This is a genomic window from Thioclava sp. F36-6 (assembly GCF_002020305.1).
Classification (GTDB): domain Bacteria; phylum Pseudomonadota; class Alphaproteobacteria; order Rhodobacterales; family Rhodobacteraceae; genus Thioclava; species Thioclava sediminum.
The window spans coordinates 582064-608148 of record NZ_MPZX01000002.1 but is presented as its reverse complement, the minus strand read 5'-3'; the positions used below and the strand labels follow the sequence as shown (position 1 = coordinate 608148).

At 64.1% G+C, this 26085-nt stretch carries 21 protein-coding genes; 8 read left to right on the top strand and 13 right to left on the bottom strand.

Annotated features, from left to right (window positions below; all coding sequences use genetic code 11):
- The first annotated feature begins 16 nt into the window (after window positions 1–16).
- Complete coding sequence (gene dnaE, locus BMI88_RS09950; RefSeq protein ID WP_078548215.1) at window positions 17–3517, top strand: DNA polymerase III subunit alpha; 3501 nt, start codon at window positions 17–19, stop codon at window positions 3515–3517.
- Window positions 3518–3520: 3 nt separating this feature from the next.
- Here the strand turns inward: dnaE and BMI88_RS09945 are convergent, their stop codons facing one another.
- Window positions 3521–3946, bottom strand: coding sequence for a hypothetical protein (locus tag BMI88_RS09945; RefSeq protein WP_078548213.1), 426 nt, complete (start codon window positions 3944–3946; stop codon window positions 3521–3523).
- Complete coding sequence (locus BMI88_RS09940; protein ID WP_078548211.1) at window positions 3946–4152, bottom strand: SlyX family protein; 207 nt, start codon at window positions 4150–4152, stop codon at window positions 3946–3948. The genes BMI88_RS09945 and BMI88_RS09940 overlap by 1 nt, the downstream gene beginning before the upstream one ends.
- Window positions 4153–4227: 75 nt before the next feature.
- Between BMI88_RS09940 and hisS the strand changes: the two genes are divergently transcribed.
- Genes hisS through hisG form a run of 3 tightly spaced genes read left to right on the top strand, consistent with a single transcriptional unit; the run spans window position 4228 to window position 7510 of the window.
- The gene (gene hisS / locus BMI88_RS09935; protein ID WP_078548209.1) at window positions 4228–5730 is read left to right on the top strand and encodes a histidine--tRNA ligase; all 1503 of its coding nucleotides are present in this window, start codon (window positions 4228–4230) and stop codon (window positions 5728–5730) included.
- The gene (locus BMI88_RS09930; protein ID WP_078548207.1) at window positions 5730–6800 is read left to right on the top strand and encodes an ATP phosphoribosyltransferase regulatory subunit; all 1071 of its coding nucleotides are present in this window, start codon (window positions 5730–5732) and stop codon (window positions 6798–6800) included. Before hisS ends, BMI88_RS09930 begins: the two co-directional genes overlap by 1 nt.
- On the top strand, window positions 6797–7510 hold the full coding sequence (gene hisG / locus BMI88_RS09925; protein ID WP_244176591.1) for an ATP phosphoribosyltransferase: 714 nt from the start codon (window positions 6797–6799) through the stop codon (window positions 7508–7510). Before BMI88_RS09930 ends, hisG begins: the two co-directional genes overlap by 4 nt.
- A gap of 63 nt (window positions 7511–7573) precedes the next feature.
- Here hisG and BMI88_RS09920 read toward each other — a convergent pair whose 3' ends face one another.
- The 7 genes from BMI88_RS09920 to BMI88_RS09890 form a co-directional block, all read right to left on the bottom strand.
- Window positions 7574–8515: a glyoxylate/hydroxypyruvate reductase A gene (locus BMI88_RS09920; RefSeq protein ID WP_078548205.1), complete on the bottom strand. Its 942-nt coding sequence runs from the start codon at window positions 8513–8515 to the stop codon at window positions 7574–7576.
- On the bottom strand, window positions 8512–9657 hold the full coding sequence (gene rodA / locus BMI88_RS09915; protein WP_078520366.1) for a rod shape-determining protein RodA: 1146 nt from the start codon (window positions 9655–9657) through the stop codon (window positions 8512–8514). Before rodA ends, BMI88_RS09920 begins: the two co-directional genes overlap by 4 nt.
- Window positions 9654–11603, bottom strand: a complete 1950-nt coding sequence (mrdA, locus tag BMI88_RS09910; protein WP_078548203.1) for a penicillin-binding protein 2 — start codon at window positions 11601–11603, stop codon at window positions 9654–9656. The genes rodA and mrdA overlap by 4 nt, the downstream gene beginning before the upstream one ends.
- Window positions 11604–11614: 11 nt before the next feature.
- A complete protein-coding gene (locus tag BMI88_RS09905; RefSeq protein WP_078520364.1) occupies window positions 11615–12154 on the bottom strand; it encodes a rod shape-determining protein MreD in 540 nt (179 codons plus the stop codon).
- Window positions 12151–13113, bottom strand: a complete 963-nt coding sequence (gene mreC / locus BMI88_RS09900) for a rod shape-determining protein MreC (RefSeq protein ID WP_078548201.1) — start codon at window positions 13111–13113, stop codon at window positions 12151–12153. The genes BMI88_RS09905 and mreC overlap by 4 nt, the downstream gene beginning before the upstream one ends.
- A gap of 52 nt (window positions 13114–13165) precedes the next feature.
- Window positions 13166–14197, bottom strand: coding sequence for a rod shape-determining protein (locus tag BMI88_RS09895; protein WP_038064670.1), 1032 nt, complete (start codon window positions 14195–14197; stop codon window positions 13166–13168).
- A 325-nt stretch (window positions 14198–14522) separates the two neighbouring features.
- Window positions 14523–16082 carry a 2-isopropylmalate synthase gene (locus tag BMI88_RS09890; protein WP_078549760.1) on the bottom strand — a complete coding sequence of 520 codons (1560 nt, stop codon included), beginning with the start codon at window positions 16080–16082 and terminating at the stop codon, window positions 14523–14525.
- A 325-nt stretch (window positions 16083–16407) separates the two neighbouring features.
- Between BMI88_RS09890 and BMI88_RS09885 the strand changes: the two genes are divergently transcribed.
- The 3 genes from BMI88_RS09885 to BMI88_RS09875 are packed head-to-tail and all read left to right on the top strand — an operon-like array spanning window position 16408 to window position 19269.
- Window positions 16408–17058 (top strand): SDR family NAD(P)-dependent oxidoreductase, encoded by a 651-nt coding sequence (locus tag BMI88_RS09885; protein ID WP_246831860.1) that lies wholly within the window; start codon window positions 16408–16410, stop codon window positions 17056–17058.
- A complete protein-coding gene (locus BMI88_RS09880; RefSeq protein ID WP_078548199.1) occupies window positions 17052–17750 on the top strand; it encodes an SDR family oxidoreductase in 699 nt (232 codons plus the stop codon). Before BMI88_RS09885 ends, BMI88_RS09880 begins: the two co-directional genes overlap by 7 nt.
- Window positions 17743–19269 carry a cryptochrome/photolyase family protein gene (locus BMI88_RS09875; protein WP_078548197.1) on the top strand — a complete coding sequence of 509 codons (1527 nt, stop codon included), beginning with the start codon at window positions 17743–17745 and terminating at the stop codon, window positions 19267–19269. The genes BMI88_RS09880 and BMI88_RS09875 overlap by 8 nt, the downstream gene beginning before the upstream one ends.
- 18 nt (window positions 19270–19287) lie before the next feature.
- Here BMI88_RS09875 and BMI88_RS09870 read toward each other — a convergent pair whose 3' ends face one another.
- The gene (locus BMI88_RS09870; protein ID WP_078548195.1) at window positions 19288–20775 is read right to left on the bottom strand and encodes a 2-isopropylmalate synthase; all 1488 of its coding nucleotides are present in this window, start codon (window positions 20773–20775) and stop codon (window positions 19288–19290) included.
- 238 nt (window positions 20776–21013) lie between these two features.
- On the opposite strand from BMI88_RS09870, the gene BMI88_RS09865 reads away from it, so the two are divergent.
- On the top strand, window positions 21014–22672 hold the full coding sequence (locus tag BMI88_RS09865) for an NAD+ synthase (protein WP_078548193.1): 1659 nt from the start codon (window positions 21014–21016) through the stop codon (window positions 22670–22672).
- Window positions 22673–22693: 21 nt separating this feature from the next.
- On the opposite strand, the gene BMI88_RS09860 is transcribed toward BMI88_RS09865, so the two are convergent.
- Genes BMI88_RS09860 through BMI88_RS09850 form a run of 3 tightly spaced genes read right to left on the bottom strand, consistent with a single transcriptional unit; the run spans window position 22694 to window position 25790 of the window.
- Window positions 22694–23365, bottom strand: coding sequence for a hypothetical protein (locus tag BMI88_RS09860; RefSeq protein WP_078548191.1), 672 nt, complete (start codon window positions 23363–23365; stop codon window positions 22694–22696).
- Between the two features lie 3 nt (window positions 23366–23368).
- Window positions 23369–23953, bottom strand: a complete 585-nt coding sequence (locus tag BMI88_RS09855; protein WP_143595003.1) for a hypothetical protein — start codon at window positions 23951–23953, stop codon at window positions 23369–23371.
- Window positions 23954–23969: 16 nt separating this feature from the next.
- Window positions 23970–25790, bottom strand: coding sequence for a TadE/TadG family type IV pilus assembly protein (locus BMI88_RS09850; RefSeq protein WP_078548187.1), 1821 nt, complete (start codon window positions 25788–25790; stop codon window positions 23970–23972).
- Window positions 25791–26085: the final 295 nt, after the last annotated feature.

The window sequence follows — 26085 nt, the reverse complement described above, 5'->3', positions numbered from 1 at the left end:
CGCTAAATCTGGTGGCATGACCAGCCCCCGATTCATTCATCTGCGCGTCCATACCGAGTATTCCCTGCTCGAAGGCGCCGTGCCCGCCAAGAAACTCGTGAAGATGTGCGAGTCGGCGAAGATGCCCGCCGTCGCCGTGACCGACACGAACAACATGTTCGCGGCGCTCGAATTTTCCGTGACCGCGACGGGGGCGGGGCTGCAGCCGATCGTCGGCTGTCAGGTCTCGTTGGAGTTCGATCCGGCCAAGCCCGGCGAGCGTCCGCGCCTGCCCGCACCGATCGTTTTGCTGGCCCAGACCGAGCGCGGCTACGAGAACCTGATGAAGCTGAACTCGTGCCTCTATCTCGACAAGCACGGGGCGCTTATTCAGGTCACGCTGGAGGAGCTGGAGCGGTATTCCGAGGGGCTGATCTGTCTTTCGGGCGGCCCAGACGGCCCCGTCGGGCGGCTGATCCGGAATGGCGCGAAGGACCGCGCCAAGGCGCTGCTGCAACAGCTTGCCGGGATTTTCCCGAGCCGCCTCTATGTCGAATTGCAGCGCCACCCGGGCGAGGGCGGCACGCTGACCGAGGCGGAGATCGCGACCGAGCGGCCCTTCGTCGAATGGGCCTATGAGCTGGGTCTGCCGCTGGTCGCCACGAACGACGTCTATTTCCCGAAGCCCGCGATCTACGAGGCCCATGACGCGATGATCTGTATCGCGGAAGGTGCCTATGTCGATCAGATCGAACCGCGCCGGCGTCTGACCCCGCAGCACTATTTCAAATCCGAAGGCGAGATGGTCGCGCTCTTCGCCGATCTGCCTGAAGCGGTGGAGAACACCGTCGAGATCGCGAAACGCTGCGCCTTCTCGACCTATAAACGCGCGCCGATCCTGCCGAAATTCGCAGATGACGAGGTGGAGGAACTGCGGCGTCAGGCCTGGGACGGGTTGCGCAACCGTCTTGACGTGATCCCGCATGCAGCACCCGTCGAAGATTACGAGAAACGTCTGCAATTCGAGCTCGACATCATCGAGCAGATGGGCTTCCCGGGCTACTTCCTGATCGTTGCCGACTTCATCAAATGGGCCAAGGATCACGACATTCCGGTCGGGCCGGGGCGGGGCTCGGGGGCGGGTTCACTTGTCGCTTACGCACTGACCATCACCGACCTTGATCCGCTGCGCTATTCGCTGCTGTTCGAACGCTTCCTCAACCCCGAACGTGTCTCGATGCCGGACTTCGACATCGACTTCTGCATGGATCGCCGCGAGGAGGTGATCCAATACGTTCAGAACAAATACGGGCGCGAGAAGGTGGGTCAGATCATCACCTTCGGCGCGCTTCTGTCCAAGGCCGCCGTGCGCGACGTGGGCCGGGTCTTGCAGATGTCCTACGGGCAGGTCGACAAGCTCTCGAAGCTGATCCCGGTCGAAGGCGTGAAGCCCGTCAGCATCGAGAAGGCGCTGGCCGACGAGCCGCGCCTGCGCGAAGCGGCCCGCAACGAAGAGGTCGTGGCGCGGCTTCTCGATTACGCGAAAGCCATCGAAGGTCTGCTGCGCAACGCCTCGACCCACGCGGCGGGCGTCGTGATCGGCGACCGTCCGATCGACGAGCTGGTGCCGCTCTATCAGGATCCGCGCTCGGACATGCCCGCGACCCAGTTCAACATGAAATGGGTCGAGCAGGCGGGGCTGGTGAAGTTCGACTTCCTCGGCCTGAAGACGCTGACCGTGATCCGCTCCGCGATGGAGTTGATCTTCAAATCGGGCCGTCCGCTGCATGTCGATGCCGCGGGCAACCAGCTCTACGAGCCGGCCGATGGCGCGGAGAACCATATCAACGCGATCCCGCTGGACGATGAGAAGACCTACAAGCTCTACGCCGATGCGAAGACGGTCGCCGTGTTCCAGGTGGAATCGGAAGGCATGAAATCGGCCCTGCGCCAGATGAAGCCCACCTGTATCGAGGACATCGTCGCACTTGTGGCGCTGTATCGTCCCGGCCCGATGGAGAATATCCCGACCTACTGCGAGGTGAAGAACGGGCTCAAGAAGATCACCTCGGTCCACCCGACCATCGACCATATCCTCGAAGAGACCCAAGGCATCATCGTCTATCAGGAGCAGGTGATGCAGATCGCGCAGGTCATGGGGGGCTACTCGCTTGGCGGCGCAGACCTTCTCCGTCGCGCGATGGGTAAGAAGATCAAGGAGGCGATGGACGCCGAGCGCCCCAAATTCGAGGCGGGCGCGGCGAAGAACGGGGTCGACAAGAAGAAGGCCTCCGAGGTGTTCGACCTTCTGGAGAAATTCGCGAACTACGGCTTCAACAAATCCCACGCGGCGGCCTACGCGGTGGTGTCCTATTACACCGGCTGGCTGAAGGCGAACCACGCGGTCGAGTTCATGGGCGGCGTGATGAATTGCGATATTCATCTGACCGACAAGCTCGCGATCTATGCCGACGAGGTGCAGAAGAAGCTCGGGATCGAGATCATCCCGCCTTGCGTGAACCGCTCGCTTTCGACCTTCGACGTGGTCGATCAGAAACTGGTCTATGCGCTGGGCGCGCTGAAGAACGTCGGTGCGGACGCGATGCAGATGATCGTGACCGCGCGCGGCGACGAGCCCTTCAAGGACCTGTTCGATTTCGCGCGGCGCGTGGACATGAAGCGGGTGGGCAAGCGCCCGCTGGAGATGCTGGCGCGGGCAGGGGCCTTCGATCTGCTCGATCCGAACCGCAAGCGCGTCTTCGAGTCGCTGGAATCGCTGATGGCGTGGTCGGGCGCGGTGATCGAGGCGCGCGAGTCGGCGCAGGTGTCGCTGTTCGGCGAGGCGGGCGACGATCTGCCGCCGCCGCGTCTGGCCGATACCGACGACTGGCTGCCGGGCGAACGTCTGGCCGAAGAACACAAGGCCATCGGCTTCTACCTGTCGGGTCACCCGATCGAGGATTACCTGCCCGCGCTCAAGCGCAAGAAGGTGCTGAGCTGGGAAGAGGTGCAGCAAAAGGCCGTGGGCGGTCCTTTCGTGACCAAGATCGCGGGCGAGGTCGCCTCGGTGCGCGAGAAGAAATCCGCCAAGGGCAACCGCTTCGCCTTCGTCGCGCTGTCGGATGCGTCGGGGCCCTATGAGGTCGCCTTCTGGTCGGAGGCGCTGGAGGCCTGCCGCGACGTGCTGGAAACCGGCAACCTTCTGGTGCTGACCGTGAAGGTCGAGGTGGATGGCGAGTCGGTGCGTATGGTCGCCACTTCGGCCCAGACCGTGGAGAAGGCGACGGCCGATGCGGGCTCGTCGGGGCTTCTGGTGCATATCGACAACAATGACGCGGTCGCCTCGGTCGCGAGCCTCGTCGAGCGGGTCGCCCGCGAAGGGAAGGTCCATTCGCGCGGCCCGATCAGCTTCATGGTCTATGACAATGAGCGCGGCTGCCGCTACCAGATCACCGCGATGCCCGAGGCGCCGGTCAACGCACAGGTGAAAGGCGCGCTGCGCTCCTTGCGCGGGGTGAGCGAGGTCGAAGAGGTTTGAGCCTCACAGGCTGCGCGCCACCCATGCCAGCCTCAGCGTTATCGCGGCGGCAAGGGCGGTGGCGAACTCGCCCCACCGCAGCAGCGCCAAGCCGCGCAGCAGATCGGGCTCGTTGATCCCGTCGCGTACCGCACCGGAGATCATCCCCATCTCCAGCCACGCCGCCGCGCCCAGCACGGCAGTTGCCAGAAAACTCACTGAGACCAAAATCATCGCCTGTCGATGGCTGCGCAGCCGCCAGATCAGCCCGCACATCAGCGGCACGGCGAAGAACACCTGCATCGCAAGGATGCCGCTGCCCTGCCACAGTTCGAACCGGTCGAGTGTCGAACGAAGGTCGATGCCCGGGGGCCAGATCAGCAAAGCGGTGTAGATGAGCGCTTGGGCACTCACGAAAACACCGTTCAGCCCCCAGAGCGCCGCGTCCATTACCAGTGCGGCGGTTTCTGGTCGGCCAGGGGGATCGCGCTGCCGCTGTCGTATTCGCGCTCGGCCTCGCGCTCCATCAGCAGGCCCAAATGGCGCTCCAGCCGTTCGATCTGACGCGCCTGCGCGGCCGCGACATCGGACAGTTCGTCCACCGTTTGCGTCAGATAGGCGATCTGTTCTTCCGCCCGTTCCAGCCGTTCCTGCATCTGCCGTTCCTATTGCTTGCCGGGGCCAGCCCCTTGGGCTACACCCTCGCGCGAGATAAGATCAGGTGCAAGCCGATGGCGAAACAGAAAAAGCAGCCCCGTCCCAAGGCAGAGGCCCCGAAGGGCTTCCGCGATTATTTCGGGACGGAGGTGACCGAGCGGGCCGATATGCTGGCGAAGATCGCAGAGGTCTATCGCACGCATGGCTTCGAGGCGCTGGAAACTTCGGCCATTGAGACGGTCGAGGCACTGGGCAAATACCTCCCCGATGTGGACCGCCCGAATGCGGGCGTTTTCGCGTGGCAGGAGGAAGATGACGGCAAGTGGCTGGCGCTGCGCTACGACATGACGGCGCCGCTGGCCCGGGTCGCTGCGCAATATCGCAACGATCTGCCGACGCCCTATCGCCGCTTCACGATGGGTCCCGTCTGGCGCAACGAAAAGCCCGGTCCGGGCCGGTTCCGCCAGTTCTATCAATGCGATGCCGATACCGTGGGCGCGCCCTCGGTGGCGGCTGACGCCGAGATTTGCGGGATGCTTTCGGACGCGCTGGAGGCGGTCGGCATTCCGCGCGGCGATTACGTCGTGCGGGTGAACAACCGCAAGGTTCTGAACGGTGTGATGGAAGTGGCGGGCGTTCTGGACCCTGCCGATCCGACCAAGTTCGAGGAAGAGCGCGGCATCGTCCTGCGCGCCATCGACAAGTTCGACAAGTTCGGCGAGGAGGGCGTGCGCCTTCTGATGGGCGAGGGGCGTCTGGACGACTCCGGCGACTTCACCAAGGGTGCGGGGCTGTCCGAGGCACAGGCCGATACGGTCATGGGCTTCATGGAGGCCAAGCGCGAAGACAACGCCGCCACCGTCGCGCGGCTGCGCGAGTTGGTCGAAGGCTCGGCGCTGGGCGCGGAAGGCGTGGATGAACTCGAGCAGATCGCCTCGCTCCTCGACGCGCAAGGCTACGGCCCCGACCGCATCGTGATCGACCCCTCGGTCGTGCGCGGTCTGGGCTATTACACCGGCCCGGTTTTCGAGGCCGAGCTGACCTTCGAGATCACCGACGAAAAGGGCCGCCCGCGCCAATTCGGTTCGGTCGCAGGCGGCGGGCGCTATGACGATCTGGTCAAGCGCTTCACCGGTCAGGTCGTCCCGGCCACCGGCGTCTCGATCGGTGTCGACCGCCTGCTGGCCGCGCTCCGCGCCAAGGGCCGCATCGGTGGCTCCGCGCAGGGCCCGGTCGTCGTGACCGTGATGGATCGCGACCGGATGGCCGAATACATGGCACTGGCCTCCACGCTGCGCGGCGCAGGGCTGCGCGCCGAGGTCTATCTGGGCAACCCGAAGAACTTCGGCAACCAGCTCAAATACGCCGACAAACGCGAAAGCCCGGTGGCGATCATCCAAGGCTCGGACGAGGCCGAACGCGGCGTCGTTCAGATCAAGGATCTGATCCTTGGCGCGAAGATCGCGCAGGACGCGACGGTTGAAGAATGGAAATCCCAACCGGCGCAATTCGAGGTTCCGACCGGGGAAATGGTCGCAAAAGTGCAAGAGATTCTTGCGCGCTACGAGGCCGAGTGATGGCGGACAAGGCGCAAGCGCGGGGACAGGCAAGCCGCCTGCTGGAGCTATTCCTCGCCGCCGGTGCGGTCGAGGTAACGCCTGACATCCTGCAACCCGCCGAGGCGCTTCTCGACCTTTACGGCGAGGATATTCGCGCCCGCGCCTATGTCACCGCCGACCCGCTGCGCGGTGAGATGATGCTGCGCCCGGACTTCACCGTGCCGGTCGTGCAGGAGCATATGGCCAATGGCGCCGAACCTGCGCGCTACGCTTACGCGGGCGAGGTGTTCCGCCGTCAGGATCATCGCGGCGCCGCGCGCGCCCATGAGTACTTTCAGGCCGGGTTCGAAATCTTCGACCGCGCCGATCCTGAAGCCGCAGATGCCGAGGTCTTCGCGCTGTTCGCGGGGCTTCTTGCCAAGCTGAACCTGTCCGCCACGATCGGGGATATGGGCCTGCTGCGCGCCGCCGTCGACGGGCTGGATACGCTGCCCGAGCGCAAGGCCGCGCTTGCGCGTCACATCTGGCGTCCCAAGCGCTTCCAGCATCTGCTTGCGCGCTATTCGGGGCAGGTCGAGGTGCCGAAAGCCCGCGCCGATCTGCTGACCGGTCAACGCTCCGGTGCCCCGTGGATCGGGTTGCGCTCGCGCGAGGAGATGGAGGCGCGGATCGCCACGCTCGCCGCCGATGCCGCCGCCGCGCCGATCCCGACCGATGCGGTTGCCGCGATGGGCAAACTGGCTGAACTGCGCTGTGCTGCGGATCAGGCGCCTGCCGCCCTGCGCGCGCTCGGCATTGAAGCCATCGAACCGGCCATTGCGCGGCTCGAAAAGCGTCTCGACGCGCTCGCCACGCGCGGCATCGACCTCTCCGCGATCACCTTCGACGCGAGCCACGGGCGCTCGACGATGGAATATTACGACGGGTTCGTCTTCACCTTCACTGCCACCGATCCGGCGCTGCCGCCGGTCGCCTCTGGCGGGCGCTACGATGCGCTGACCCGGCAACTGGGGCAGGGGCGCGAAATCCCCGCCGTGGGCGGCGTGATCCGCGCGGGGCTGATGGCCGATCTGGAGGCGCAAGCATGAGCGAAGCCATGATCAAACTCGGTGTGCCCTCCAAAGGGCGTCTGATGGAGAAGACTTTCGACTGGTTTGCGCAAGCGGGCATCACGCTCAAGCGCACCGGGTCCGAGCGCGAATATGCGGGCGCGGTCGAAGGGGCCGAGGGCGTGCAGCTCGTGCTGCTGTCGGCCGGAGAAATTCCGCGCGAACTGGCGGCGGGACGTATCCATCTGGGCGTCACCGGCTCGGATCTCGTGCGCGAGAAGCTCGCCGACTGGGAAAGCCAGGTCGCCGATCTCGCGCCGATGGGCTTCGGCCATGCCGATCTGATCATCGCGGTGCCGGCCTGCTGGTCGGATGTGGACAGCCTCGAAGACCTCGACGCCGCAGCCCACCGCTTCCGCGCCACCCACGGCTTCCGCTTGCGGATCGCCACGAAATACCATCGGCTGGTGCGCGAATTTCTGACCCGCGAAGGCGTGGCCGATTGGCAGCTCGTCGACAGTCAAGGCGCGACCGAGGGCACCATCGCGAACCTCACCGCCGAGGCCGTGGCCGATATCACCTCGAGCGGCGAGACGCTGCGCGCGAACCATCTGAAGATCCTCTCGGACGGGCTGATCCACCAGTCTCAGGCGACGCTGTTTGCCTCGCGCGCCGCCGATTGGTCGGGGCAGGAAAGCCGCCTTGCGGGTCTCGCGCAGCAGCTCGGACTGCCTGCGCCAACGCTCTGATCTTCCTCTTGGTCGAAATATCCCACGGGGGTCCGGGGGTGTGAAACCCCCGGCCTGCGCCGCTCAATAGCCCCGCGAGCGATCCACGAGATAGAGGAACGGCTCGCCGGCCTCGCCCCGCCGGATATTCTCGGCGATGACCTCGGAGGCGGTCTCAGCGCGGCTCTCGGCGGCGATATGGGGCGTCACCGTCACGTGGGGATGCGCCCAATAGGGGTGCTCGGGGGGCAGGGGTTCGACGCGGAACACGTCGAGCGTCGCGTGGCCGATCTGGCCGCGATCCAGCGCAGCCAAGAGAGCGTCATCGTCGATCAGCGTGCCGCGACCCGGATTGATGATCCGCGCGCCTTTCGGCATCTGCGCCAGCGTGTCCGCGTTCAGAAGCTCGGTGGTCTCGGGCGTGTCGGGCAGGATCGAGACAAGGATTTCCGCCTTCGACAGCGCCTTCGCCAGACCGTCATCGCCGCTCAGGCAGGTGATCCCGGGGATGTCTTTCGGCGACCGGCTCCAGCCGGTGACCGCAAAGCCCAGACCCGCCAGCGCTTCGGCGCAGGCCTTGCCCAAAGCGCCCAAGCCCAGCATCACCACCGAGCGGTCCCGCGCCAGGGGCGGGACGCCCCCGTCATGGCGCCAGACACCGTCCTGCTGCGCCAGTGTCGCGTCGATCCCGAGGTGATAGCGCAGCACATGGCCGGTCACGTAATCGACCATGCCGCGCTCGAGCCCCGCATCCACCATTCGGCACAGCGGCTGGGTGAGGGTCTCGTTGCCCACCACGCGCTCCACCCCGGCCCAGAGGTTTAGTACGGCCTTCGCGCCGGTATAGGCGGTGAAGTCCTGCACGGGTCCCTGCGGCGAATAGACGACGTAGTCGACTTGCGCGGGATCGATCTCGTCCGGCTGGACGATCTGCGCCTCGACACCGGTCGCTGCGATGGCCTCTGTCAGCGGGCGTTCGTAACGAGCCCAGTTCTCGGGCTTGTCGGCGAAAAGGACGCGGATCATCTTTGCCTCGGTCTATGGACATGGGCGCTTTGCACCAGCCCGAAGGCCGCGAGCAGGATCATCATGGCGGTGCCCCCGTAACTCACCAGTGGCAAGGGGACGCCCACGACAGGCATCAGCCCCATCACCATCGCCATGTTGATCGCGAAGAAGAAGAAGAACGTCCCGGCGACCCCGAAACTGAGCAGCGAGGCGAAGCGGTCCTTCGTTGCCATCGCGGTGTAAAGCGCAAAGCCGATGATGCCGGTGTAGAGCATCAGGAGGGAGAAAGCGCCGACGAAGCCGAATTCTTCGGCGAGCGTCGTGAAGATGAAGTCCGTGTGCTTCTCGGGCAGGAAGTTCAGCCGACTTTGCGTGCCCTGCATGAAGCCTCGCCCCGACCAGCCGCCCGAGCCGAGCGCGATCTGCGCCTGCATGATGTTGTAGCCCGCGCCAAGCGGGTCCGAGCCCGGATCGAGGAAAGTGTCGATACGCTTGTACTGGTAGTCGTGCAGCAGCTGGTACTCCGTGCCGCGGCTTTCCATCACGCCGAAGACAAGCCCGACGACCAGCGCGATTACGGTGCCGAAATACCAAAACGACACCCCGGCTGCGAACATCACGAAGGCCCCGCCCAGCACCAGCATCACGGCGGTGCCGAGGTCGGGCTGGGCCAGCACGAGGAAGGTGGGCGCGAGAATGATCACCGCAGGGATGAACACCCAGAGCGGGCGCGAGACCTTCTCGACCGGCAGCCAGTCGTAATAGGCGGCCAGCAGCATCACGAGGGTGATCTTCATCAGCTCGGAGGGCTGAATGCGCAGCGGGCCGATCTCCAGCCAGCGCTGTGCGCCCATGCCGATCGCGCCGAAGAACTCCACCGCCACCAGAAGCAAAAGCGCCACGAAATAGGCTAGCGCCGAGACATTGCGCCAGAACCAGACCGGGATGAAGGCCACGGTGAACATCGCGATCATACCGAGCGCGAAACGCTTCATCTGCGGCTCCGCCCAGGTATGGATATTGCCGCCCGCGACCGAGTAGAGCATCAGGAAGCCCGCGCAGGCCACCGCCGTCAGCAAGATCACCAGCGGCCAGTTCAGATAGAAGATCTTGCGCCATCCCGTCGGGACGGTCTTGAGATTGCTCTCGAGATAGCTCATGCGCGCGACCTCGATTGCGGCTTCTGCACGGTGTCGGGGTCGACCAGATCGAGCGTTTCGTTCAGCTCCTTGGCCTTCGCGCGGGCGAAGGACGGGTAGGCATCGTCCGGGGGCAGACCGCCCGCCAGCGCGAACAGTAACACGTCGCGCGCGATCGGGGCGGCGGCCGTCGAGCCGCCCGAGCCGTGTTCGACCACGACCGAGACCGCGTAGCGCGGATTGTCGATGGGGGCGAAGGCCACGAAGAGCGCGTGGTCGCGGCGATTCCAGGGAAGCTGCTCGTTGCGGATCACGCCGCGGGCACGTTCGGCCTTGGTGATGTTGCGGACCTGGGAGGTGCCGGTCTTGCCCGCCATCTTCCATTCCTTCATCGCGATGCGCGAGCCGCGCGCGGTGCCGCGCGAGGAGTTCACCACCGCGGTCATCCCCTTGCGCACGCTATCGAGATAGACCTTCTCGACGCCCAGATCATCGGTGACGCGGATCGGTTGCTCGACCCCGTCACGGGCGCGGATCAGACGCGGCTCGACCTTCTTCCCGCTGGCGATGCGCGCCGCCATGATCGCGAGATGCATCGGCGAGGCCAGCACATAGCCCTGACCGATGGCCGCGTTCGCGGTGTCGCCGATCAGCCAGTCCTTGCCGTAGCGCTCCCGCTTCCACTCCTTGGTGGGGGCCACGCCCTCCTTCACCGCCGACATCGGCAGGTCGGGCCGGACGCCCACGCCCAGACGCTTGGCCATGTCGCTCATCTTGTCGATGCCAACGCGCTGCGACAGCTCGTAGTAATAGACGTCGCAGGACTGCTCCATGCTCTTGGTCATGTTCACATGGCCGTGGCCCGCGCCCTTCCAGCAGTGGAAGCGGCGGCCCGCGATCTCGACATAGCCGGGGCACCAGATGGTTTCCTCGGGCGTCACCAGCCCCGCCTCCAGCGCGGCGAGCGCGGTGACCATCTTGTAGGTCGAGCCCGGCGGGTAGAGGCCCTGCACGGTCTTGTCGGCGAGAGGGCGGTGATCGTCCTGCGTGAGGCGCTGATAATCGGCGACCGAAATCCCGCGCACGAAAAGGTTGGGGTCGAAGCTCGGCGCGGAGGCGCAGGCGAGCACGTCGCCATTGGTCACATCCATCACCACGGTTGCGGCGGATTCTTCTTCCAGCCGCTGCAGAGCGTAGTTCTGCAGACGATAATCGAGCGTCAGCTGAAGGTTTTCGCCGGGCTGGCCGGGTTCGCGCGACAGCTCGCGCATCTCGCGCCCGGCGGAGTTCACCTCGACGCGGCGCTGACCGGCCGCGCCGCGCAGAACGCTTTCCTCCTTGGCCTCGATCCCGGTTTTGCCCAGCTGGAATTTCGGGATCAGCAGCAGCGGATCGGGATCTTTCATTTTGCTCAGGTCGTAATCCGAGACCGGGCCGACATAGCCGATCACATGGCCGAAATCCTCGCGGCGCGGATAGAGGCGCGACAGGCCGACATCGGGGCTGACACCGGGCAGCGAGGGGCCGTTCACCGCGACGCGCGAGAACTCGTCCCATGTCAGGCGGTCGGCCACGGTGACCGGCGTCGTGGGCGGACGGCGGCGGATGTCGTGCAGGATATCTTTCGTATCGCCATCGGTAATCGGGATCAGACGGCGCAAAGCTTCCAGCGTCGCATCGACGTCGTCGGTATCCTCGCGGGTGATCGTGACACGGTAATTCTGCTCGTTACCCGCAAGCATGACCCCGTTGCGATCGAAGATCAGACCGCGCGCTGGCGGGATCAGCCGGATTTTCACCGAGTTGCCCTCGGCCAGCAGCCGGTATTGCTTGGCGTCTTCGAGCTGCATCTTGCGCATCCGTGCCGCGAGCACGGCCACGACCGCCGCCTGCGCGCCACCCAAGAGCAAGCCGCGTCGCGTGATGCGGCGGGTGCTGACTTCGGTCTCTTTCGGGGATCGTCTCATTCTGGGCCCCCTCACATTCTATGTCCGTAGGCGTCGACCTCGCCCGGCGCCGCGCGGCGCAGGCCGAAGGCCACCCGCGACACCAGCACCACCACCGGGTAGGCGGCCAGCGTCACCAGCATCTGGAACAGTTCCAGCCCGAGGCTCGGCTGATCGACCATCGTGACCAGCAGGACGATGCGCTTCACCGCCACCATAGCGATCAGCAGCCCTGCGACCAATGCCCATTCCAGCGCGAAGGGTAGATCGCGCAGGCTTTGCTCGCGGCGGCGCAGGAATTCGGTCGCGCCGAGGACGATCAGCGCCCAAAGTCCGATGGGCCGCCAGAACATGATGTCTTCGAGCAGGAAAACCAGAACGATCAGCAGGGCCGGGGCGTATTCGGGGCGTCGCAGCACCCAGGCCAGCGTCAGGGCCAAGGTCAGGTCGGGGCCGGGCAGGCCGCCCGGCGAATGGTCGACCGGCATCAGGCGCACGAAGATCAACACGAGGCCGATCACGACGAAGAGCGTTCGGTAGCTGAGGCGGCGGCGGGTGATGGGGTCGATCATTGGCTGCCCCCGTTGCCGTCCTCCGACCCGTCATCGGGTTCGAGCGCGCCCTCGGCGGCCTCCGAGCGCGCCTTCTCGGCGGCTTCCTGTTCGATGACTTTCGGATCGGGCGCGATCAGCCCGCCGGCATTCTCGATCCGCTCGGCCGGGTGCGAGCGCAGCACGCGCAGGAAGTCGAGCCGCTCGTAATCGGCGGCGAGGCGCACGCGCAGCCGTTTGTCGCGGCCCTGGAAGACCTGACCGACCAGCAGTCCCGCCGGGAAGACCCCGCCATCGCCCGAGGAGATCACGCGGTCGCCCGGGCGCACGCGGTCGGGATGTTCTAGGAAATCCACGAACGGGTAGGGGGAGTTGTCGCCCGCGAGGATTGCGTTCTGCCCCGAGGCCGGGATCGAGACCGGGATGCGGCTCGAGGCGTCGGTCAGCAGCAGCACCCGCGAAGTCGAGGAGCCCACGCCCGAGATCCGGCCCACAAGGCCCAGCCCATCCATCGTGGCCCAGCCATCGACGATGCCGTCGCGCTTGCCGACATTCAGCAGCACCGATTTGCGGAAGGGCGAGCCGCTATCGGCCAGCACGCGCCCCGACACGGAGGTCAGCTTCGGATCGAGCCGCACCTTGTTCTGCGCCAGAAGCTTCGCGTTTTGCTGCTCCAGCTGAACGGCGGCTTCCTTCCACGCCTTCATCTGCTGCAGCTCGCGGCGCAACTCCTGGTTCTGCTCGTAGATGCGGGAATAGGATTGGAAGCCCTCGACCATGTCGGTCAGTTTCGTGACCGGGGCCATCGCCCAATCGAAGCTGGGCACGAAGCGATCCACGAGGGCAGAGCGGAACCGCTCCATCCGCGGGCTGTCGATGCGCCAGACGAGGAAGAGCGCGAGCAACACGACGACAAGAACCGCAACGCCCAGTCGGCGCAGCGGTCCGATATAGTCTTGGTCGTCGCGATTTCTGGCCAAATCCGTCTCCGGTCAGATCACTGGCCGGGCGTGGTGCGATCCCGGTCCCGGCTCAGCTGTCGTAATCAATGACGTGGCGAAGCTGTTTCTCATATTCAAGCGCCTTGCCGGTGCCGAGCGCAACACAGTTGAGCGACTGATCGGCGATCGAGATCGAGAGGCCCGTCTGCTCGCGCAGGGCCAGATCCAGTTCGCCCAGCAGCGCACCGCCACCCGTCAGCATCACGCCACGGTCGACGATGTCGGCGGCGAGGTCCGGCGGGGTCGTTTCCAGCGCCTGCATCACCGCGTCGCAGATCGACTGGACGGGCTCGGACAGCGCCTCGGCGACTTGCGCCTGCGTGATTTCGGTTTCTTTCGGCACGCCGTTGAGCAGGTCGCGGCCGCGCACATGGAGCGACATGCCGCGCCCGTCATCGGGCATCCGCGCGGTGCCGATCGTGGTCTTGATCCGCTCTGCAGTGGATTCGCCCACGAGAAGGTTCTGGTTGCGGCGCAGGTAGGAGATGATTGCCTCGTCCATGCGGTCGCCGCCCACGCGCACCGAGCGCGCATAGACGATGTCGCCGAGCGAGAGGACGGCAACTTCGGTCGTGCCGCCGCCGATATCGACCACCATCGAGCCCGTGGGGTCGGTGATCGGCATGCCGGCACCGATGGCCGCTGCGATCGGTTCTGCGATCAGGCCGGCGCGGCGCGCACCTGCCGAGAGAACCGACTGACGGATCGCGCGCTTCTCCACCGGAGTCGCGCCATGCGGGACGCAGACGATGATCTTCGGCTTCGAGAAGGTCGAGCGCTTATGCACCTTGCGGATGAAATGCTTGATCATTTCCTCGGCGCTGTCGAAATCCGCGATGACGCCGTCGCGCATCGGGCGGATCGCTTCGATCGAGCCGGGGGTCCGGCCGAGCATCAGCTTGGCGTCTTCACCGACCGCCAGCACCTGCTTTTTGCCGTCCTTGACGTGATAGGCGACCACTGAGGGTTCGTTCAGCACGATCCCCTTGCCTTTGACATAGACCAGCGTGTTCGCCGTCCCGAGGTCGATCGCCATGTCCGAGGAGAAGATCCCACCAACCATATTACGCCTGTCCCATCCCAAATTTCTTAGAAACACCGCGACTCGCGCCAAGCCACGGCCCGCGCCTCGTATAGTCAAAGCGGCCCTTACGGGGAAGCGGATTTGCGCCGTAGGCAAGGCCCCCTTGCGGTTATCCGCTGAGGCTGGGCCAAGGGATTGACCTTTTTCAACATTTTGGGCGGATTTTGCCCGGAAAAAGTGCTTGAAATTACAGATATGCGATACGTCACGAAATCGTGCTGAAATCGGCGATTTCGCGCGGTGTCGAAATGAAAATGGGCAGCCCTTCGCGAGCTGCCCGAAACCTGTGCAATTTGTGGTCGGCTCAGAGCTTGTAGCTCACCGTTTTCACATCCGCGTCGGGCGCGGTTTTCTGGCTGCGCAAGCGCAGGCGGTTGAGCGCGCCGACATAGGCCTTCACGCTGGCGAGGATCGTGTCGGTGTCCGACGCCGCCCCCGTGCCGATCCGCCCGTCTTCTTCGAGGCGGACCGAAACGGTCGCCTGCGCGTCGGTGCCTTCGGTCACGGCATGCACCTGATAGAGCTTCAGCTTCGCTTGCGTCGGGTAGATTTCCTTGACGCAGTTGAAGACCGCATCGACCGGGCCGTCGCCTTGGCACTTGCTGGATTTCTCCTCGCCGTCGACGAGCATCTTCAGCTCGGCTTCCTGCCCGTCCGAACCGCAGACGACGCGCAGCCATTTCACCTGCAGGTAGTCATCCGCGGTGTTCGCGGCGCTGTCGGTCATCAGCGCGATCAGGTCCTCGTCGTAGATTTCCTTCTTGCGGTCGGCCAGCGCCTTGAAGCGAACGAAGACGTCCTTGAGCTGGTTGTCGCCCAGCTCGTAGCCCAGATCCTTGAGCTTCGCACGCAGCGCGGCGCGGCCCGAGTGCTTGCCCATCGCGATATTCGCCTCGTTGAGGCCGATATCGGCGGGCTTCATGATCTCGAAGGTCTCGACATTCTTCAGCACGCCATCCTGGTGGATGCCGCTTTCGTGCAGGAAGGCGTTCTTGCCGACGATCGCCTTGTTGAACTGCACCGGGAAGCCCGAAACCTGCGCCACGCGGCGCGAGATGTTCATGATCTTCGTCGTGTCTATATGGGTCTGGTAGGGCATGATGTCCTGACGGACCTTCATCGCCATCACGACCTCTTCGAGCGCGGTGTTGCCCGCGCGCTCGCCCAGACCGTTTATCGTGCATTCGATCTGGCGCGCGCCTGCATCGACCGCGGCCAGTGCGTTCGCCGTCGCCATGCCCAGATCGTTGTGGCAGTGGGTCGCGAAGATGATCTCGTCGGCGCCCGGCACACGCTCGAGCAGCATCCGGATCAGGTCCGCGGATTCGGTCGGCGCGGTGTAACCCACCGTGTCGGGGATGTTGATCGTGGTGGCGCCCGCCTTGATCGCGATCTCGACGACGCGGCAGAGGTAGTCATGCTCGGTCCGGGTCGCATCCATCGGGGACCATTGCACGTTGTCGCACAGGTTGCGCGCGTGGCTGACGGTCTCGTGGATGACGTCGGCCATCTCGTCCATCGTCAGGTTCGGGATCGCGCGGTGCAGCGGCGAGGTGCCGATGAAGGTGTGGATGCGCGGCGATTTCGCGTGCTGCACAGCCTCCCAGCAGCGGTCGATATCGGGCAGCTTCGCGCGGGCCAGCCCGCAAATAGTCGAGAACTTGGCGCGTTTCGCTATATCGCTGACGGCTTCGAAATCGCCCTCCGAGGCGATGGGGAAGCCGGCCTCGATGATATCCACGCCCATTTCGTCGAGCAGATCGGCGATCTCGAGCTTCTCGTCATGGGTCATCGTCGCGCCCGGCGATTGCTCGCCATCACGCAGGGTCGTGTCGAAAATCAGAACGCGGTTTTTGTCGATCATGGTCTGGGCCATCTGCTAGTCTCTTTCGTCTTGGCTCTTAGCGTTACTTGGTCCCGAAGGCCAGCATTGCGCGGTGGCTTTCGGAAGTTGTCCGGGCGCTGGTTACCCCTGAGCGTTCGCGCCCGAAGGCACGCTCAGAGGCTGCTAAGAAGAAGGAGACCACGGGGCATCGCGCCTTGGGCGAGAGCCCCGGCTGCGGTGAGTTGAATATGCTTAACCCGTGTCATGGGGGGCACTATAGGCGCCAAGTGATAAATGAAAAGCAAAAAAGGAACCGCTCGCGGCGGGGGCGCGTAGCCTTTTGGCGCATATGACGGAGGACAAGGTGGCGGGTCAGGCAATCGTGATCGGAGATACGGGCGGGATCGGTTCGGCGATCCGGGCAGAGCTGGAAGCGCGCGGCTTCGCGGTGAAGGGGTTGTCGCGGTCGCGCGATGGATTCGATGTGACGGATGAGCGTTCGGTCGAGGCGGGTTTGCGCGAGATCGAGGGGCCGGTCAATCTGATCTTCGTGGCCTCGGGCGCACTTGGCACGCCGGAAAAGGCGCTGTCGCATCTGACGCCCGAGGAATTGCAGACCCAGTTCGCCGTGAATGCGATGGGCCCGGCGCTGGTGCTGAAACACGCCGCCCGCCTGTTGCCCCGCGACCAGCCCGCACGGTTTGCGGCGCTCTCGGCGCGGGTCGGCTCGATCGGGGATAACGGCTTGGGCGGCTGGTATAGCTATCGGACCTCGAAAGCGGCGCTGAACCAGGTGCTGCACGGCGCGGCGATCGAACTGGGGCGCTCTCACAAGCAGCTCGTGGTCGCGGCGCTGCATCCCGGCACGGTCGACACCCCCTTTACCGCCGATTACCCGCGCGACAAGCTCGCCCCGGAAGACGCCGCGCGCCGGTTGCTGGATGTGCTGGACGGGCTGACCCCCGCGCAATCGGGCGGGTTTTACGATTACGCAGGCAAGGAGATCCCATGGTAACCCGAAACGCCATCGTCACCGGCTCCGCGCGCGGGATCGGCCGCGCGATCACCGAGGCGCTGCTGGATCGCGGCTGGCAGGTCGCGGCGCTCGATCTGGATATCGACCCGCTGGAGGCGCGCGAAGGCTTGCAGGCGATCCGCTGCGATCTAGGGAGCGAGGATGACATTCGCGCCACCGTCGCGGAGGCCGGGTTCGAGACGCTCGATCTCTTGGTGAATAATGGCGGTCCGGCCAATCCCGAATGCGGACCGCTGGAGGAACTGACGCTGGAAGCGTGGCATAGGTGGATCGACCCGCATCTGACGGGCACGTTCCTGATGACGCGCGAGGCTCTGCCCGCCTTGCGCAAGGGTCGCGGCGCGGTGGTCAACATGGCCTCGACGCGCGCGCTGCAATCCGAGCCTGACACCTTCGCCTATGCGGCGGCGAAGGGCGGCGTCACGTCGCTGACCCACGCGATGGCGGTGAGCCTCGGGCCGGAGCTGCGCGTCAACGCTATCGCGCCCGGCTGGATCAATTCGAGCGGTGAGGCCCTGAGCGAAGAGGATCACGCGCTGCATCCGGTGGGCCGGGTGGGCGAGCCTTCCGACATCGCCGACGCGGTGTTGTACCTTGCCGATGCCGGCTTCGTGACGGGGCAGGTGTTGGTCGTCGATGGCGGCATGACCCGAAAGATGATCTATGACTAAGCTGATCGCGGTGCTGGGCGACCAGCTGAGCCATGATGGCGCGGCTTTGCGCTGCGGCGACAAGGGCACGGATGTGGTGGTCATGGCCGAGGTGCGCGAGGAAGCGACCTATACCGGCCATCACAAGCAGAAGCTGGCCCTGACCTTCGCCGCCATGCGTCGCTTCGCCGACGAGTTGGAGCGCGACGGCTGGCATGTTCGCTATACGAAGCTGACCGACGACGACAACGCAGGCTCGCTGGTGGGCGAATTCGCGCGCCGCGCCGAGGAAGAGGGGGCCGAGGAGGTGGTGACGCTCGCCCCCGGCGAATGGCGTCTGCGTCAGGCCTTCGAGAGCGTGCCGCTCAAGATCCGGCAACTGCCTGACGACCGCTTCATCTGCTCCGAAAAACGCTTCGCGGAGTGGGCCGAGGGGCGCAAGGAACTGCGGATGGAGTGGTTCTACCGCGAGATGCGCCGCGAGACGGGGCTCTTGATGGAGGGCGACGATCCGGCGGGCGGTGAGTGGAATTTCGACAAGGAGAACCGCAAGCCCGCCCAGCCCGACCTGTTCCGAGAGCCCGCGCCGACCTTCCGCAAGGATGCGCTGGTGCAGGAGGTGCTCGAGATGGTCGAGGCGGAGTTCCCCGACAATTTCGGATCGCTCGAGGAATTCAACTGGCCGGTCAGCCGCGCGCAGGCCGAACGCGCGCTGGAGCATTTCATCGCTCACAATCTGCGCGACTTCGGAACCTATCAGGACGCGATGCTGGCCGAGGACCGGCTGCTGCATCACTCGATCTTGTCATCGTGCATCAATCTCGGGCTGCTCTCGCCGCTGGAGGTCTGCAAGGCTGCCGAGGAGGCCTACAAGGCAGGCAATGCGCCGATCAATTCGGTGGAAGGCTTCATCCGGCAAATCCTCGGCTGGCGCGAATATATGCGCGGGATCTACTTCCGCGAAGGGCCGGATTACACGTCGCGCAATGCGCTCAACCACAAGCGCGACCTGCCGTGGTTCTACTGGTCGGGCGAGACCGACATGGCCTGCATGAAAGCCGCGATCGGGCAGACCCGCGATCTGGCCTATGCCCATCATATCCAGCGTCTGATGGTGACTGGCAATTTCGCGCTGTTGGCCGGGATCGACCCGCGCCAAGTGCAGGACTGGTATCTCGCGGTCTATATCGACGCCTATGAGTGGGTGGAGGCGCCGAACACGGCGGGGATGAGCCAGTTCGCGGATGGCGGGGTGGTGGCCTCGAAGCCCTACATTTCCTCGGGCGCCTATATCGACAAGATGTCGGATTATTGCGGCGGTTGCGCCTATGACGTGAAGGCGAAGGACGGCGAGAAGGCTTGCCCGTTCAACAGCCTCTACTGGCATTTCCTCGACCGGCATCGCGACCGCTTCGAGGGCAATCCGCGCATGGGGCTCGTCTATCGTAACTGGGACAAGCAGAAGAAAGAGACGCGCGACGCCAAGCTGAAGACCGCGGAGGCGCTGCTCGCGAAGCTCGACAAGGGCGAGGCGCTGTAGGCCTGTTAGAAGAGCGGATCAGTTCGCTGAAGGCTCCGCCGTGGCCGGTTCGTTCGCCGGGGCCGGCGGGGTCTCGGTACTGGCATCGGGCGTGGGCTGCGTCGCAGGCGCGCTGGTATCCTGCAGCTTGTCGTTCGACCATTCGCCGCTCGCCACCGTGCCGGAGGCATAGGTCATCGTGCCTTGCCCCTCGCGTTTGCCATTCGAGAAGCTGCCCACATAGGTGTCGCCATTGGCATAGGTCGCGCGGCCTTGGCCGTCGATCGCGCCGTTGCGCCACTCGCCCTCATAGGTGAAACCATCGGGCATGGTCAGCTTGCCGGTCCCGTCGCGCTGACCATTCTTGAAGGCGCCTTCATAGGTCGTGCCATCGGCATAGCGCGCGGTGCCCTGGCCCTCACGCTGCCCGTTCACCCAGTCGCCCTCGTAGCTGTAGCCGTCCGGGTAGGTCATCTTGCCCTTCCCGTCATTGCGCGCGTTCTTGAACTCGCCCTCATAAACGAGCCCGTTCGCGTAGCGCGCGGTGCCGGTGCCCTGAATGACGCCATGCGCCCAGCCGCCCTCGTAGCTGGAGCCGTCGGGATAGGTGATCTTGCCCTGACCGTCGGGCAGGTCGTTCTTGAAGCTGCCCTCGTAGACCGAGCCGTCGGGATATTGCACCTTGCCCTGACCTTCGATCCGGCCCTCTTTCCATTGGCCGGTATAGACATAGCCGTCCTTGCCGCGGAACGTGCCGGTGCCGTGGCGCTTGTCGAGCAGGAAGTCCCCCTCGTAGGTGTCGCCATTGGCATAGGTGACCTTGCCCGAGCCGTGGCGCTTGCCGTTGACCATCTGGCCCTCGTAGACATCGCCATTGGGTTGGGTCAGCTTGCCGCGACCGTTCATCTGGCCGGCTTTCCAGTCGCCGACATAGGTCAGACCGTCCGCCATGGTGAGCGTGCCGGTGCCGTCGCGCTGGCCATGCGCCATCTGGCCCTCATAGGTGGAGCCGTCGGGATAGGTGATCTTGCCGTTGCCCTGCTTGACGCCGCCCAGCCAGTCGCCCTCGTAGCGATAGCCGTTCGCGCTCTCCAATGTGCCCTTGCCGTCATGCATCGCGTTGCGGAACTGGCCCTCATAGACTGAGCCGTTGGCGTAATGCGCGGTGCCGGTGCCAGTGATCTGACCGTTGAGCCAGTCGCCCTCATAGGTACCGCCATCGGCGAAGGTGATCTTGCCCTTTCCGTTGGGCTTGCCGTGATCGAACTCGCCCTCGTAGATCGAGCCGTTGGGGAAGCGCGCGCGGCCCTTGCCCTTGATCTCGCCCATCACCCATTGGCCTTCGTATTCGTAGCCCGAGGGCAGCTTGTAGCTGCCATAGCCGTCCTGCTTGCCATCGGTGAAGGTGCCCTCATAGAGGCCGCCGTCATCGTATTGTTTGGTGATGACCTCTTGCGCCGGCGCGATCTGCGCGGTCCAGCCGATCAGAACTGCCAATGTCGCGATGCGAAGCTGCGCGCCTGCCATGCGTGCCCCCTGATGGTGCTGCCTGTGCTCCGGTCTCGCGAGCGCGTGGATTCGCGCTCTGCCGTGCTTGGGGAAAGGTTAATTGCGCGGGGGTAGCCTGACAAGCGGGCAGGGGAGCGTGTCGGGGCGGTCGTGTTGAGGGGCGTCACGGGAGGGGCGGCAAATGCAGGGCAGCCATCCCCTTTTCACCCCATCGTTTTCTGCTAAATGAGGGGCGGTAACAGCCCCGAGGACGCTTATGGCCGATCGTTTCCGCCTCACCATGGCCCAGCTCAACCCCACCGTGGGCGCGCTGGAGGCCAATGCCGAGAAGGCCTTCGCCGCCTGGGAAGAGGGCAAGCGCGCGGGCGCCGACATGGTCGTGCTGCCCGAGATGTTCCTGACCGGCTACCAGACGCAGGACCTGATCGCGAAGCCCGCTTTCGTGCGCGACGCGGTCGCCGCGATGGAGGCGCTGGGTGCGCGCATCACCGATGGTCCGGCGCTGGGCATCGGCGGGCCCTACTGGACCGAGCAGGGGCAGTATAACGCCTATTGGGTCTGGAAGGACGGCGCGCTGGTCGCGCGGATGCTAAAGCACGATCTGCCGCATCACGGGATTTTCGACGAGTATCGCATCTACGATACCGGTCAGATTTCCGGGCCCTACGCGATCAACGGCGTGCGGATCGGGACGCCGATTTGCGAGGATGCGTGGCACCCGGATGTGGCCGAGACGCTGGCCGAGACCGGGGCCGAGATCCTGATCGTGCCGAACGGTTCGCCCTATCACCGGGGCAAGCTCGACGTGCGGATGACCCATATGGTCGCGCGCGTGGTCGAGACCGGGCTGCCGCTCGCCTATCTCAACTCGGTCGGTGGGCAGGACGATCAGGTCTTCGACGGGGCTAGCTTCGTGCTGAACCGTCACGGGCAACTGGCCGCGCAATTCGCGCCTTTCGACGAGATCATCGACCATGTCGATTTCGAGCGTGACGGCGAAGGCTGGGCCTGCTTTGCGGGCCGCGACGATCCGCAGCCTTCGGAATGGGAGCAGGATTACCGCGCCATGGTCGAAAGCCTTGGCGATTACCTGCGCAAGTCGGGCTTCTCCAAGGTCGTGCTCGGCCTGTCGGGCGGGATCGATTCCGCGCTGGTGGCGACGATTGCGGCGGATGCGCTGGGGCCGGAGGCGGTGCATTGCGTGATGCTACCCTCGGAATACACTTCGCAGGGCTCGCTCGATCACGCGGCCGATCTGGCAAAGCGTCAGGGGATGCGTCTCGATACGGTGCGGATCGACGGGGCGCGCGATGCGGTCTCGGATGCGCTTGCCCATCTGATGGAAGGCACCGAGCCCGACGTGACCGAGGAAAACATCCAGTCGCGCCTGCGCGGCGTGATGCTGATGGCGCTGTCGAACAAGTTCGGTGAAATGCTTCTGACCACTGGCAACAAGTCGGAAATGGCCGTGGGCTATGCCACGATCTATGGCGACATGGCGGGCGGCTACAATCCGATCAAGGATCTCTACAAGACCCGCGTCTTCGAAACCTGCCGCTGGCGCAATACGAATTACCGCGACTGGATGAAGGGCCCGGAAGGCGAGGTGATCCCGCGCGAGATCATCGACAAACCGCCCTCCGCAGAGCTACGCCCCGACCAGAAGGACGAGGACAGCCTGCCGCCCTATCCGGTGCTAGACGGTATTCTCGAAGGGCTGGTGGAGCGCGACGCTTCGGTCGCCGATCTCGTGGCCGAGGGCTACGAGCGCGAGACGATCAAGAAGGTCGAGCATCTGCTGTATATCTCGGAATGGAAGCGCCACCAGTCCGCGCCGGGCACGCGCCTGTCGAGCAAGGCGTTCTGGCTGGATCGCCGTTATCCGATCGTCAATCGCTGGCGCGATCACGGCTGAGCGCGGCGTTCGAGCTACCGCTCAGTTTGCGTCGCTCCACGTCAGGCGGGCGACGCGCGGCCGGGTGACGATGAAATTGTCGAACGAGATCGCGTCGTGGAAGCCAACGAAATGCTTCGTGGGATCTTTGCCGATCGACGTCAGATAAGCCTTGTAGGCTTCCGACAACTTGAAGGGGAGATCATAGGCGTAGGACGTCTCCACGATCAGCGCCTGGTCGCCCGCCGCGAGGACCGGAATGCGGTCCGCCTCGAGATCGAGCGCCTCCTGCGTGTACTTTTGCGCCAGGCCGGTCGCAAAGGAATCGTCCAGCTTCACCTTTTTTGCGTCGCTGCCTTCGGTGGGATCGTTGCAGGCGTGGTTCAAATCCTGCGGATCGTCCCAGCAACTCACCAAGGTCACACGCATCCAGCTGCGCGAAGGGTCGCTATTGCCGGTCGCAAAATCGTAGACCTGTTTGATGCCTGCGACGAATTTCGGGCCGATTGGATCCCGTTCACGCGAGATCAGGTCCGAGACCGTTACATTGGCCCGTGTCGCGGCGCCGCGAATTTTGAACACGTCATACATTTCGATCGACAGGATCAGCCAGCCCGACAGCATGATGAAGGCCATCAGCCCTTCGATCGGGATGGATCCGGTCTCGTCGTCAAGGAAGCGGCGGAACACATTGCGCATCTTTGCCATGACCATCGCTCAGGTCCCTCCTGCAGCAGAGGCGACCGCCGGTTCGATCACGATCGCGGTCGTTGTCACCAAGGCGTAATCGCCATCCGCGCCGACTGGCGATGCTTCGAGGAAAGCTTGTGCGATGAAATCTTCCAGCAGCATCGGCTTTTCGCGCAGGCAGACCCGCACGAGGATCAGTTGATCCGGGGCGGCGGATTCCAGCGTGCCGGAGGGCGGTGGCTTGGTTACGTCCGAGAAATCCTCGCAGCGCACCGGGTGATTGGCGATTGAGGAGGTCCAGTTCGTCTTGTCGACCTGAAACATCTCGACCGAAACCCGGTTCATGCAGGTGTTCCCGAAGAAGCCCGCCTGTTTGCAGATTTCGTGGCGCAGCGTTTTCTCGTCGATGCTTGAGTAGTTCCCGATGCGGATGATCCGGCTCGTGGCTTCGGTCGCGCGGGTCAGCAGGGTCTGCTTGATGAAGATCACGCCCAGCTCGATGCCGGCGAACATGAAGAAGATCAGGAACACGATCCAGAGCAGGGCGGGGATCGTCACCGCCCCGTCCTCCGCCCTCAGGAAGGCTCGTTTATGCGTCAGCCTCAATGCCATGCTCTGCGCTCTCCGGTCAGTTCGTCAGGCGCAGGGTAGAGATCTGCGTCGCGATCGAGGAAAACGCATCCGCGAGATTGGCGGAGTCGACGTCATACTGGTAGCTCGGACCCGAACTGCAATCGGCGAGCGCCGTCTTGCCACTCTGGGGCGCATCCACGGCCACAGTGAAGACGATGATATCCTTGCTTTTCCCGGCCTGGCACACGTCGTGCAGGTTCTTGTCCTTCTCCGAGAACATCGAGGAGATCGCCATCTCGTCGTAGATCGAAGCCACGGATTCTTGCGGGTCTAGGCGCTGGCGCGGCGGCAGAAGGAAGGTCTGGATCACATATTGCAGCGTCCATCCCTTGCTCCAGACGGTGCGCCAGTCGATCGCATGCAGATCACGCGGCTCGAATTGATACTCGTAATGCGAGTCCTGGTAGCAACGCTCGCGGCCCCGCCAATCCGTATAGCACTTCGTCTCGTAAACTTTCGTCGCGATGGTCTCGCCGATTTCCTCGGGCGCATACCAGTTGCGATCGGCGAATGAGTAATAGGGCTTCTCTCCCTGATCTGCGCGCTCCTGCGAGAACCAGTACATGTGCGACATGGTCGAGCTGTCGTCATTAAACGCCGTCGAACTGTCGATCGAGAACAGGCCGGAATCGCCCGTCCTGTACTTCATATAGGTCGAGAAGGTGCGTGTGTTCTGACCGTCGGTCATCAGGATCATCACCTTCATCGAGCGTTCATCGATGCTCTGACCGGTCGCCGGATAGGGCAGGGGGCGGTCGTCCACATCAGCAGAAATCGTCCCGTTTTGGACCAGAGCAGCTGAGACCGGTTTGGCCGAAGGGTCGAGCAGCGCGAAGCCCCAGCGAGCGCCGATGTCGATCGCGGTATCGCCACCTGCACGCAGCGACGCGATCTTGTTCACGACGTCGTTCTGATTGTCTTCGAAGGCCATCACGTCAGAATAGCTGTGCTCGTAGCAGTTCTCGGAGGATTCCGAGAGTGTTTTGTACACGCCGTAGCCTTGGCCAACGAGATCATAGCTCCAGCCATACATGGTGCGCTGCAGGCCGGTGGTCGGCAGGCTCACGCTGTTGAAACCCTGAAGCTGCACGTCGGCGCAGGTGTTGTAGCTGTGATCGTTCGACAGATTGTACGCCGCCGCCAGATCGGGGCCGAGCGAGACCTGCTGGTTGTAGGGCACGATCGAGATCGAAAGGCGACCGGCCGGCGCGCCCGGAGGCTGAACGTTGTCGAACATCTTGTTGGTGAAATTCGTCGCGGCATCGCGCAGCGAGGCGATCTTCGTCTCGCCGTAATAGGAGCCGGAATCCGTTTGACCCATCGAGCCGGAGACGTCGAGCACCATCGAGATTTCGACATTGCCGATGGATTCCTCGGCTTTGGCTGCGGTGTTGGAGCGGAAGGAATCGACGCCGAAGCCGATCAGGTCACCGAAGATCGTGGGCATGTCATCCTGCGCGGTCATCGATACGCGGCGGTATTCCTTCTGCGCGCCCTCTTCGACCACGGGCTCGATATTGAGATAGTCGAGGCCGCTGGTGGAGAGGTAGTCTTTCGCCACGGTCGCGGGATCGAGCGTCTGATCCAGATTGGCGGCGGCGAGCGCGGCTCGGTCGAGCGAACTTTGGATAAGCGTACGGCGTTCGTCTTGGCGGACGAAATCAATCGCAATGCCGCCAATGACCATCAGCACGATCAAAACCTGCAGGCTGAAGATGAAAACCGCTCCATCCTCGTCCTGCGCGAACCGCCCCATTCGGGCGCGCGCGGCTTCGATACGGCGTGCCAAGCCGTTTTGTTCGGTTTTGTCCCTCATCCCCGACCTCCTTCTCCTTGTCCCATGGCCTCGCCGCCAGCGGAGAAAACTCGTAAAAAAATCACCGGATGAAACTGCATAATTCCTGAGGCGAAATTAAGGCAAAACCTTGTCTAACTTCATGGAATTGTTGTGCTTTAAATATGGAATGCCGCAGCGTGTGTGAGATAGTTTCCCAATCGGCCACCAATCTGAGGGGCTTCTGACGCTGGGCGTCGTCTTAGAGACTGAGTCGTTTAAACTAGGTTAACTCGCCTCAAGGGGCGGATTTCTCACCTTCGGCTGACGCGAAGTT

Excerpts from the sequence above, each read along its gene's own strand:
- dnaE (WP_078548215.1), top strand. The coding sequence starts at position 17 with ATGACCAGCCCCCGATTCATTCATCTGCGCGTCCATACCGAGTATTCC.
- BMI88_RS09945 (WP_078548213.1), bottom strand. The coding sequence starts at position 3,946 with ATGGACGCGGCGCTCTGGGGGCTGAACGGTGTTTTCGTGAGTGCCCAA.
- BMI88_RS09940 (WP_078548211.1), bottom strand. The coding sequence starts at position 4,152 with ATGCAGGAACGGCTGGAACGGGCGGAAGAACAGATCGCCTATCTGACG.
- hisS (WP_078548209.1), top strand. The coding sequence starts at position 4,228 with ATGGCGAAACAGAAAAAGCAGCCCCGTCCCAAGGCAGAGGCCCCGAAG.
- BMI88_RS09930 (WP_078548207.1), top strand. The coding sequence starts at position 5,730 with ATGGCGGACAAGGCGCAAGCGCGGGGACAGGCAAGCCGCCTGCTGGAG.
- hisG (WP_244176591.1), top strand. The coding sequence starts at position 6,797 with ATGAGCGAAGCCATGATCAAACTCGGTGTGCCCTCCAAAGGGCGTCTG.
- BMI88_RS09920 (WP_078548205.1), bottom strand. The coding sequence starts at position 8,515 with ATGATCCGCGTCCTTTTCGCCGACAAGCCCGAGAACTGGGCTCGTTAC.
- rodA (WP_078520366.1), bottom strand. The coding sequence starts at position 9,657 with ATGAGCTATCTCGAGAGCAATCTCAAGACCGTCCCGACGGGATGGCGC.
- mrdA (WP_078548203.1), bottom strand. The coding sequence starts at position 11,603 with ATGAGACGATCCCCGAAAGAGACCGAAGTCAGCACCCGCCGCATCACG.
- BMI88_RS09905 (WP_078520364.1), bottom strand. The coding sequence starts at position 12,154 with ATGATCGACCCCATCACCCGCCGCCGCCTCAGCTACCGAACGCTCTTC.
- BMI88_RS09895 (WP_038064670.1), bottom strand. The coding sequence starts at position 14,197 with ATGGTTGGTGGGATCTTCTCCTCGGACATGGCGATCGACCTCGGGACG.
- BMI88_RS09890 (WP_078549760.1), bottom strand. The coding sequence starts at position 16,082 with ATGATCGACAAAAACCGCGTTCTGATTTTCGACACGACCCTGCGTGAT.
- BMI88_RS09880 (WP_078548199.1), top strand. The coding sequence starts at position 17,052 with ATGGTAACCCGAAACGCCATCGTCACCGGCTCCGCGCGCGGGATCGGC.
- BMI88_RS09875 (WP_078548197.1), top strand. The coding sequence starts at position 17,743 with ATGACTAAGCTGATCGCGGTGCTGGGCGACCAGCTGAGCCATGATGGC.
- BMI88_RS09870 (WP_078548195.1), bottom strand. The coding sequence starts at position 20,775 with ATGGCAGGCGCGCAGCTTCGCATCGCGACATTGGCAGTTCTGATCGGC.
- BMI88_RS09865 (WP_078548193.1), top strand. The coding sequence starts at position 21,014 with ATGGCCGATCGTTTCCGCCTCACCATGGCCCAGCTCAACCCCACCGTG.
- BMI88_RS09860 (WP_078548191.1), bottom strand. The coding sequence starts at position 23,365 with ATGGTCATGGCAAAGATGCGCAATGTGTTCCGCCGCTTCCTTGACGAC.
- BMI88_RS09855 (WP_143595003.1), bottom strand. The coding sequence starts at position 23,953 with ATGGCATTGAGGCTGACGCATAAACGAGCCTTCCTGAGGGCGGAGGAC.
- BMI88_RS09850 (WP_078548187.1), bottom strand. The coding sequence starts at position 25,790 with ATGAGGGACAAAACCGAACAAAACGGCTTGGCACGCCGTATCGAAGCC.